This is a genomic window from Photorhabdus tasmaniensis, from assembly GCF_011189505.1.
Taxonomy (GTDB): domain Bacteria; phylum Pseudomonadota; class Gammaproteobacteria; order Enterobacterales; family Enterobacteriaceae; genus Photorhabdus; species Photorhabdus tasmaniensis.
In genome coordinates this window covers 121,353-130,406 of the sequence record NZ_PUJU01000010.1, presented here as the reverse complement: position 1 = coordinate 130,406, position 9,054 = coordinate 121,353, and the positions used below count along the sequence as shown (strand labels likewise).

7 protein-coding genes and 1 rRNA gene are annotated in these 9,054 nt (G+C 40.0%); 4 read left to right on the top strand and 4 right to left on the bottom strand.

Annotated elements, in window-relative coordinates:
- Positions 1–5: 5 nt before the first annotated feature.
- The 4 genes from rrf (at position 6) to gntU (ending at position 3,997) form a co-directional block, all read left to right on the top strand.
- Positions 6–121 (top strand): 5S ribosomal RNA (gene rrf, locus C5471_RS06770).
- 836 nt (positions 122–957) lie between these two features.
- Positions 958–1,953 carry a gluconate operon transcriptional repressor GntR gene (gene gntR / locus C5471_RS06765; protein ID WP_133816322.1) on the top strand — a complete coding sequence of 332 codons (996 nt, stop codon included), beginning with the start codon at positions 958–960 and terminating at the stop codon, positions 1,951–1,953.
- A gap of 167 nt (positions 1,954–2,120) precedes the next feature.
- A complete protein-coding gene (gene gntK, locus C5471_RS06760) occupies positions 2,121–2,660 on the top strand; it encodes a gluconokinase (RefSeq protein ID WP_133816321.1) in 540 nt (179 codons plus the stop codon).
- Complete coding sequence (gene gntU / locus C5471_RS06755; protein ID WP_133816320.1) at positions 2,660–3,997, top strand: gluconate transporter; 1,338 nt, start codon at positions 2,660–2,662, stop codon at positions 3,995–3,997. The genes gntK and gntU overlap by 1 nt, the downstream gene beginning before the upstream one ends.
- A gap of 146 nt (positions 3,998–4,143) precedes the next feature.
- Here the strand turns inward: gntU and C5471_RS06750 are convergent, their stop codons facing one another.
- From C5471_RS06750 to C5471_RS06735, 4 genes are all read right to left on the bottom strand, one after another.
- Complete coding sequence (locus C5471_RS06750) at positions 4,144–5,067, bottom strand: GNAT family N-acetyltransferase (RefSeq protein ID WP_133816319.1); 924 nt, start codon at positions 5,065–5,067, stop codon at positions 4,144–4,146.
- A gap of 99 nt (positions 5,068–5,166) precedes the next feature.
- Positions 5,167–6,387 (bottom strand): SGNH/GDSL hydrolase family protein, encoded by a 1,221-nt coding sequence (locus C5471_RS06745; protein ID WP_133816318.1) that lies wholly within the window; start codon positions 6,385–6,387, stop codon positions 5,167–5,169.
- Entirely contained in the window at positions 6,374–7,510 is a 1,137-nt protein-coding gene (locus tag C5471_RS06740; protein ID WP_133816317.1) for an SGNH/GDSL hydrolase family protein, read from the bottom strand. The genes C5471_RS06745 and C5471_RS06740 overlap by 14 nt, the downstream gene beginning before the upstream one ends.
- A complete protein-coding gene (locus tag C5471_RS06735) occupies positions 7,497–8,918 on the bottom strand; it encodes an MBOAT family O-acyltransferase (protein ID WP_133816342.1) in 1,422 nt (473 codons plus the stop codon). The genes C5471_RS06740 and C5471_RS06735 overlap by 14 nt, the downstream gene beginning before the upstream one ends.
- Positions 8,919–9,054 lie beyond the last annotated feature (136 nt).

The following is a 9,054-nucleotide window of genomic DNA, read 5'->3' as shown; positions in this document are numbered from 1 at the left end:
ATTTGCCTGGCGGCGATAGCGCGGTGGTCCCACCTGACCCCATGCCGAACTCAGCAGTGAAACGCCGTAGCGCCGATGGTAGTGTGGGGTCTCCCCATGTGAGAGTAGGGAACTGCCAGGCTTTAATCTTAAGTAGAAACCCTCAGCGTCAGCTGGGGGTTTTTGCGTTTTAGGGGATGATTTTATTGACTGACTGACCCCAGTTTTTCATCTGATGGATATGCCGCTTTGGCAACAGGTAGCCCATCAGTATGTTAATAATCAAAATACGCTATAGCAGTAGCAGACATAAAAAATAACTTAAACCAGCATGTTAAAGCTGATAGAAAAGAAACTGTAATCAGTCCTAGACGATAATTAATTACTTATTTTTCCATTTTCATCACAACCAAAACCGGAATAATCAGTTTTGTCATTATTCTGGTTATGTAAAATATTATCATCAGTATGATTAGTTAGAATAGTATTTAGAAATACAGTTGTATTAGTACGGACTGATATTCTGGCCGGAATGCTCTTTTTAATGTGGGTAAATGACGGTTTTGATGCAGACAGATATATTTATTTTTATACAAAATAAAGACATTTTTGCTAAAAAATATTATTTTTTCAGAGTAAAGAACGTTCATGCTCTCGCCCTGATAATGCCAGTGGCAGCAGGTTAATCAGTAATTTAGTGTTTTAGTCTTATCTGGGATAAACTGACAAATACTGTAGAAAACATTGCCTGTTGAATCTTACATTTTTGCTGGAATTGTAGATAAGTGTTATCGTTGTATTTCACATTATATCTTGATTGGAAATCATCCTACAGAGTCTGAATAGATAATAAATCGGGATCACTGTTCCACTACCAGACTAAACTCAAAAAAAGCGTGTTCTGATAGTGTATAAATATGTCATAGCGGTGTGTTTATTATCCTAAACTTTTTTATTAATTTTGTATTGTATTGAAATATGAAGAAAAAACGTCCTATTTTACAAGATGTGGCTGATCGTGTTGGTGTTACAAAAATGACAGTAAGTCGTTTCTTGCGTAACCCTGAACAAGTTTCTGAGCAATTGCGAAAGAAAATAGCTGATGCTTTGGATGAATTAGGTTATATCCCGAACCGAGTTCCGGATATTCTTTCTAATTCTACTAGTCATGCTATCGGTGTTTTGTTGCCTTCTTTGACTAACCAGGTTTTTGCGGAAGTTATCCGTGGTATCGAATATGTGACAGATCGTAATGGTTATCAAACCATGCTGGCTCACTATGGTTACCATTCAGAGAAGGAAGAAGAACGTTTAATTTCCCTGCTTTCCTACAATATTGATGGCTTGATTCTTTCTGAACGTACTCACACACCGCGAACTTTGAAGATGCTGGAAACAGCCGGGATCCCTGTCGTTGAGCTGATGGACTGTGTTTCTCCCTGTATCGACACGGCAGTCGGTATTGATAACTTTGAAGCAGCCCGACAGATGACCATGGCAATGATTGAGCGTGGTTGCCAGCGGGTGATTTATCTTGGCGCAAGGCAGGATGAAAGGACCATTATTCGCCTGGAAGGTTATGAAGCTGCAATGAAAAGCGTAGGTTTAAAGCCAGGTAAGGTTATGACACCTGACAGCTCTTCTTACACCTTAGGGGGCAAACTACTGAATGAAGCACGAACAAAGTATCCTGATGTGGATGGCCTGTTTTGTACCAATGATGACCTCGCTATCGGAGCAATTTTTGAGTGTCAACGTCAGGGGATAGCTGTACCGCATGATATTGCGATAGCTGGTTTTCATGGTCACGATGTTGGTCAGGTGATGACACCAAAACTTGCCAGTGTGTTGACACCTCGTGACTTAATGGGACGGAAAGCTGCTGGATTATTGATGGCACGGCTGAAAGGTGAACATTTACCACAGAAAATGATCGATATCGGTTTTCAGTTATCCTTAGGAGAAAGTATTTAATCGGTCAACTGGATTTACATTTTTTGAATTAATTTGTGAAAAACATCACATTTCCATTTCTTGAATATTCCGTGTTGTTGCGAAGTTTACTTCTACTTCTGATAATGTTACCGATAACAGTTACCGGTAACATTTTGTGGGTGAAATATCTGCGCTAAGGAATTTATATGAGAGATACCCAGCATTCGAATCACGTTTTTGTGCTTATGGGGGTATCAGGCAGTGGTAAATCTGCTGTTGCCAATGCTGTGGCTTATAAACTGGACTCCGCTTTTTTGGATGGTGATTTCTTACACCCGAGATCTAACATTAATAAGATGGCTAAAGGCTATGCACTGAATGATGAAGATCGTAAGCCTTGGTTGAAATCACTAAATGATGCGGTTTTTGCTATGCAACGCACAAATCCAGTTTCCCTGATTGTTTGTTCTGCGTTAAAAAAGCATTACCGGGATATGCTGCGTGATAATAATAAGAATCTGTCATTTCTTTATATGAAAGGTGACTTTGATTTAATTGAAAATCGGTTGAAAGCACGTAAAGATCATTTCTTTAAACCTCAAATGCTGGTGTCTCAATTTGAGGCATTAGAAGAACCGGGTAGAGATGAAAAAGATGTTTATCTGATTGATATTAGATCGTCTCTTGATGAAGTGATTAATCACTCAATAAGAATAATTAATAGTGTCATTTCAGGGGAAAAATAATGAGTACTTTAACCTTAGTGCTGACAGCAGTTGGCTCTGTTCTTTTACTGCTGTTTTTGGTGATGAAGGCCAGAATACATGCTTTTGTTGCGTTAATACTGGTATCTATGGGGGCGGGTGTTTTTTCTGGTATGCCATTGGATAAAATTACCGAAACAATGCAAGAAGGAATGGGCGGAACATTAGGCTTTCTGGCAATTGTTGTCGCACTGGGAGCGATGTTTGGTAAGGTTCTGCATGAAACAGGTGCGCTGGATCAGATTGCGATTAAATTACTAAATAGTTTTGGTGAAAGCCGTGCTCATTATTCATTGGGGATCGCTGGTCTGGTTTGTGCTTTACCACTTTTTTTTGATGTAGCGATTGTTTTATTAATTGGTGTGGCGTTTGCAGTCGCGCGCCGTACTGGCGGTAACGTAGTGAAACTGGTTATTCCTTTGTTTGCCGGTGTTGCGGCAGCCACAGCGTTTCTGTTACCCGGTCCAGCTCCGATGTTGTTGGCTTCACAGATGAATGCTGATTTTGGCTGGATGATCCTGATTGGTATCAGTGCAGCGATTCCGGGGATGTTACTGGCTGGCCCAATTTTTGGTAGTTTTGTTAGTGAATATGTTACCTTGGATTTACCCGCTGATATAAATGAACCAAGTCTTGGTCAAGGCACGATGCCCTCTTTTGGTTTGAGCTTGTCGCTGGTTTTGTTCCCTTTGGGTTTGGTGGGATTAAAGGCTGTTGGTGAGCGTTTTGTTGAACAAGGCTCTGAATTGTATTTATGGCTTAAATTCATCGGTCATCCATTTTCTGCGATTCTGGCTGCTTGTCTGATTACCATTTATGGTTTGGCAATTCGTCGTGGGATGAGTAAAGAAAAAGTAATGGATATTTGCTCTTCGGCTATTCAGCCTGCTGGAATTATTTTGTTAGTTACCGGGGCAGGCGGTGTATTCAAACAAGTGCTAGTGGATTCTGGGGTTGGTCCGGCGTTGGGGGATGCATTGATTGGTGCGGGCCTACCAATTGCGTTAGCGTGTTTTATCCTTGCTGGTATAGTGCGTGTGATTCAAGGGTCTGCGACTGTTGCTTGCCTGACAACTGTTGGTCTGATTCTGCCGGTTGTTGATGTATTGGAGTATTCTGGGGCCCAACTTGCAGCTCTCTCAATCTGTATTGCGGGGGGATCTCTGATATTGAGCCATGTTAATGATTCTGGTTTTTGGTTGTTCGGTAAATTTACTGGCGCGACAGAATCTCAAACATTGAAAACTTGGTCAATTATGGAAACTATTCTTGGCACAACGGGAGCTGCTGTTGGGATGATTTTCTTTGCCATGATGTAATGGCCCTTCTGAATTTTTAAGGTGCTGTTATAAGAATGAAGATGTTACCAGCTAAAACGTAAAGTACTTTTTTGGGGTGTTGAATTAATGCCGTTTTCTATGAAAACGGCCATTATAGGTTAGTTGTGTTAAAGATATTGATGAAACTAGAATAAGCTTCTTACTAATGGATGACGATTGCACCAGCGATCTTTATAGGTAAGAGAAGGTCTGCCAATAGAATAACGCATCGTTTTTTGATGTTGCTGGCAGAGATTTGAAGCGTTCTGAATATTTAACCACATTAAAATACTGCCAACACTGAGATCGGAATGTTCGGGATCGAGTCCACCGTCTACTGCGTCAAATGAAATCCACTGGGGACTGTCTGCTTTTATGACGAGATCGTAGGCTACCGGGGCACCATTGATAGTTAATACATTCCCGTACAGATGTTGTTTGAGTTCAGTATATAATTCAATTAATTTTTCTTTCTCTTCTTCATTATGCGTTTTATATGTCCAGCGTTTTTCGTACAGTGTCGTGTAAATATCGACGAACTCTTGACAGGTAAAATCGTTAATTTGATGTATTTCCCCGCCAGAACGTTTAAATTTGTTAATTTCATTACTTCGATTTCTTTTTGTTTTATAAGAAAAATTCTCTTTAGCAAGACAGACTGTTCGTTTGTTTAACCGCCCATAGCAAACGTTGATAAAATTTTCTTTGTGCAGGAGCGATATGGTTTTAGATCTCCCTGGGATTATGGTTTTTAGATGTTTGGCGATAGGAAAGATAATTTCATCATAAGTGAAGAAGTGGTAGTTGTTTTGATGACTTGCTGCCAGATGATGATCTTTGCATGTAAAGTATGCACCTTCGATAACGTTTTCTGTTTTTGGGTTTTCTTTAACGTAAAAGATGAAACCATTCCCAGATTTTTTGTTTAAAAAATTTACAATATTGGGATGAGTAGATATTCCACCTCCATAAAGAGAATAGGCTTGTTGGTAACGTTCAAAACTACATTCTTTCCAACCGGAAATGAATCTTCTTACAGAACCTCTGGGATACTTTCTTAAAAAAGTCATATTTTAAATACTCTTTTTAACGCTATGTGTTATAGATGGTGTAAACTTATTTTTCATTATTGGTATTTAGTACGATTCCCAATGAAGCTTCATTGTTGCTTATTGATCGAGAACATTTATTAATTGCTGATATAAAGCTTCAGCACTGCGCTGATAACCGGTGGCTGAAAGGTGAACATAATCTGGGCGAGCAAGATCTTGTTGTACCCAGCCTCTAATTGAGCACTTTCCTCCCATATATTCACGCCAGTTCCAGAATAGTGTGTGCTGTTCCTGAGCGACTTCTTGCTGAATACGGATGACATCATTCAACATTGCGGGTTGTTGAGTTGTACAATTCGCTGCTTGACTGTTTTGCAAGGAATCACCTGGGCCAATAATAAGGATAACTGCTTGTGGTAACTGATGACGGATCTGTTTTATCTTGGTTTCCAGTTGCTGACGATAATTTGATAAGTCTAGAGAATCATTAAATGCTTCATTAGTGCCATAAGCAAGGATCACCATATCGGGGTGCATTTGCGCTAATGTATTCATCCATTGTGGCTGCCATTTATCCATCATGCTAATAGTTGCACCATTAATACCTAAAGCGGACAACATAATACCTGGCTGTTTCCGTTTGATAAACCAACCGCCTAATTTTAACTGATTATTCTGTATCGCCATAATATTAACCGGGAACGTGATCGATTCTTCAGTGGAAAATTGCCATTGACCGTGAGTTACGGGTAATTTAAGTATTCTCTTGGTTGCAGACTGAACCAGAATTTGAGAATCATCCGTTGCTTGGTATAACGTTTTAAGTTGATAGCGATCACGAGATAGTGAAAACAGCGCCAACGTTAATTGACTTGTTTGGCTATCGGGCTCTGCAATTGCACCACCGAGAGGGAAATCGGGCCGATTATCTTTGCGACTGGTCGTGAGTTCCCATTGTCGCTTATTGCCTGTCATATTGATTATTGAGCTACGTTGGCCGGGCACATTTATTGGGCTGATAAAGCCAATACCGGCATCACCAAAACGTTGTTGTAATAAAGAGCGGAGTTTGCCAGTAAAAAAGTCTGCGGCAGTATGGGAATCACCTATTTGAACAAAATGCAGTTGATTATGACGGCTGTTGTGAAGTTTATCTACCAGTAAAGTGAGATTGGGTTCACCAAAGTCTGTTAACTGCTGGTTTGCTTTTGCCGACTGTTGCGTTGACAATGGTTCTGGCTTTTGTTTATGGCATGATATCAGACTTAAAGAGAGCGTGATGACCAGACCAAGGCCGATAGAGTGATATCGCCGCAGGAGTTGTTTAAGTCTTTCCATTATGTTTGGCTGGTTCCTGAATAAATTCAATCAATGAGAATATATTGTCCGAGATAGTTTGCTGGCCTTTCAAGCTAAAATGTATACCATCGCCGCTTCTGAGTTTAATTTTGTTACTATTGTCACCAATATAATCAGAATAATCATCCGTATGGTATTTAAAAATGTCGTTAACAGAAACGTAGATTTCCCCGGCTTTCGCTACTTCTGATTGATACAATGATCTTAGATATTCCATATTAGCAGAGAGTTTTTTCTGTCGCATATTGGGAGGGCCAACCCAGATAACATCAGCTCCGTGGTTACTTGTTTCGGTAAGGATCATGTCGATACGTTGGCGATAGAGGTTTTCCCAATCAGGACTTGCGAATTTCAGGTAGGTGCTTCCATGTTTTGGTGGCATATCCCAGGGGTCATTTGGCCCCAGGAAGATAACAACCAGCTTGATATCGTGGTTAGCTTCCAATGCCTTATTGATAGTTTCCGGCCAGTTAAAAAAACCGGGGTAAGCAAGCCCAGTACTTTGTTTGCTGAGATTAATACTTGCAATACCGTAATCCTGATAGAGCCGACGTTTCAGATGGGGGGCAATGCCCTGCATCATTGAGTCTCCGGTAAAAAGCACTTTATCCTTGGCTGTCAGCGTCACATTGGTTTTGGTGATAACTAGACTGGAATGAACATTATTGCCTGAATTGTGGAACACCGATGAACCGACAGAATTAGTATGAGGGGATTTTTGTAATAATTCAGGGAAAGTTGCCGGAAGATTTGCTATAGGAGAGGTATAACCACCTAGGAGTCTCAGCCCGATCTGAAAACCTGCGGGAAGGATGATATTCGCTTCCAAGGAAGTTGGCTGATAATTGTCACTGTTATTGCCGGTAGTATGTAAGATGAACGCTTCTCCCGCAGCGAGTAGGCCTTGTTCCAGATTATCCCCTAAATCCCAGAGTGGGTTACCTTGTAAGGCTGCCCACAGGCTTTGCTGGTGGTATTTCTGTTGCCAGAATCTATCCAGTGAACGATGATTCAGCCAGATTAACAGTAGACTGGTTAATACCACGATAAAAATGACTTGCCCGGCAGTTTTTAAATTGGATTTGAATTCAGAAATTAGCATAGATAAATCCTGGCATTCCTTGTGGTGAAAGCATAAATACTAAAGTCAGAATAATCGCTAATGGTATTGGGTAGTATCTCCATGAAATCTGAGAATGAATTTTCCCAACGGCTATTTTTAGATTAATCAGCCACGGATAAATAATAAAGAGTCCCCAGAACATCAGTAACAACCCACCGTTGGCTATTATCGAGTGAAATAAATCTGTTGATATCAATTGATTTAATAATGTCAGGGCATCATCCAGAGTAGGGCAACGGAAGAAAATCCATGCCAGACAGACAAAGTGAAAAGTGGTCACTCTGGATAAAAATGAGGTTACTGGATTTTTGGGCGTGTTTTCGTTTTTTTTGTTTTTTGAAGAAAATAACTGATATTTAACATTGAGGATAATTAATCCTAACCCATGAATAGCTCCCCAGATAATGAAGTTAATTCCGGCACCATGCCATAAACCGGAGATGACCATAGCGGCAAACAAATTAAGATTTTTACGTATAAATCCTTGCTTATTACCGCCAAAAGAAATGTAGACATAATCACGGATAAATTCAGATAAACTAATATGCCAACGGCGCCAAAAAGCTTGTAAGTTTTCCGCCAGATAAGGGGCATTAAAGTTTTCAGGTACCCTGAATCCGAGGAGTAGCGCTAACCCGGTAACAAGATTGGTATAGCCAGAAAAATTACAATAGATATGCCAGGCATAGGCATAAATACCAACCAGGATTTGCCCGGCATTGTAGCTGGCAGGGTCATCAAAAACTGGGTTTACATAATTTTCGGATAGATAAGAGCTGAACAGGAATAGTTTAGTTATTGCCAGTGCAATCAGCAATATTGCTCTTGATGGTTCAATGATCACTCTTGATGAAATCTGTATTTGGGGTAAAAAATCTTTAGCTCGGTTTATTGGTCCGGCAACAATACTGGGAAAAAAGCAGAGGTATAAAACGACATCAGGGAATGATGCTTGGGGAATTTCTTTTCTTGTGACAGAAACGACATAGCTGACGGAATGAAATACATAGAAAGATAAACCTAAAGGCAGTAGTAATGTTAGTATGGGTAAATCTATGGATAAACCAAATTTGGCAAACGCTTGTTGCAGGCTTTCCTGAAAGAAAGAGTAATATTTGAATGCAGTGAAGCATCCCAGAATACCTATCGTCAGAATGGTAAATGTGATACGGTCGGATAGAAATTTGCCAGCTATGTTTGTTAAAAGATAGATAAATAGCGTATAGCCAAATAAGATGCCGGCGAAAAGTGGATTAAAAGAAAAGACAAACAGATAACTTGCGATTATCAACAAGTAGTTTTGTGCTTTCGCGCTTTTTTGTAGCATCCAATACAAGAGAAAGAGGCCAACAAAGGACCCAAGAAACTCAAAAGAAAAGAAATTCATATTAAACTCTGGCTCATCATCTTGTCGCAATACAAGGGTAATAATGAGCGATATTATAATATCTAATCTAAATATTCTATCAATGAGAAAGACATGTTGGTGAACGTAAAAAATCATCCGCTTCATACCTTTGTTA

Excerpts from the sequence above, each read along its gene's own strand:
- gntR (WP_133816322.1), top strand. The coding sequence starts at position 958 with ATGAAGAAAAAACGTCCTATTTTACAAGATGTGGCTGATCGTGTTGGT.
- gntK (WP_133816321.1), top strand. The coding sequence starts at position 2,121 with ATGAGAGATACCCAGCATTCGAATCACGTTTTTGTGCTTATGGGGGTA.
- gntU (WP_133816320.1), top strand. The coding sequence starts at position 2,660 with ATGAGTACTTTAACCTTAGTGCTGACAGCAGTTGGCTCTGTTCTTTTA.
- C5471_RS06750 (WP_133816319.1), bottom strand. The coding sequence starts at position 5,067 with ATGACTTTTTTAAGAAAGTATCCCAGAGGTTCTGTAAGAAGATTCATT.
- C5471_RS06745 (WP_133816318.1), bottom strand. The coding sequence starts at position 6,387 with ATGGAAAGACTTAAACAACTCCTGCGGCGATATCACTCTATCGGCCTT.
- C5471_RS06740 (WP_133816317.1), bottom strand. The coding sequence starts at position 7,510 with ATGCTAATTTCTGAATTCAAATCCAATTTAAAAACTGCCGGGCAAGTC.
- C5471_RS06735 (WP_133816342.1), bottom strand. The coding sequence starts at position 8,918 with ATGAATTTCTTTTCTTTTGAGTTTCTTGGGTCCTTTGTTGGCCTCTTT.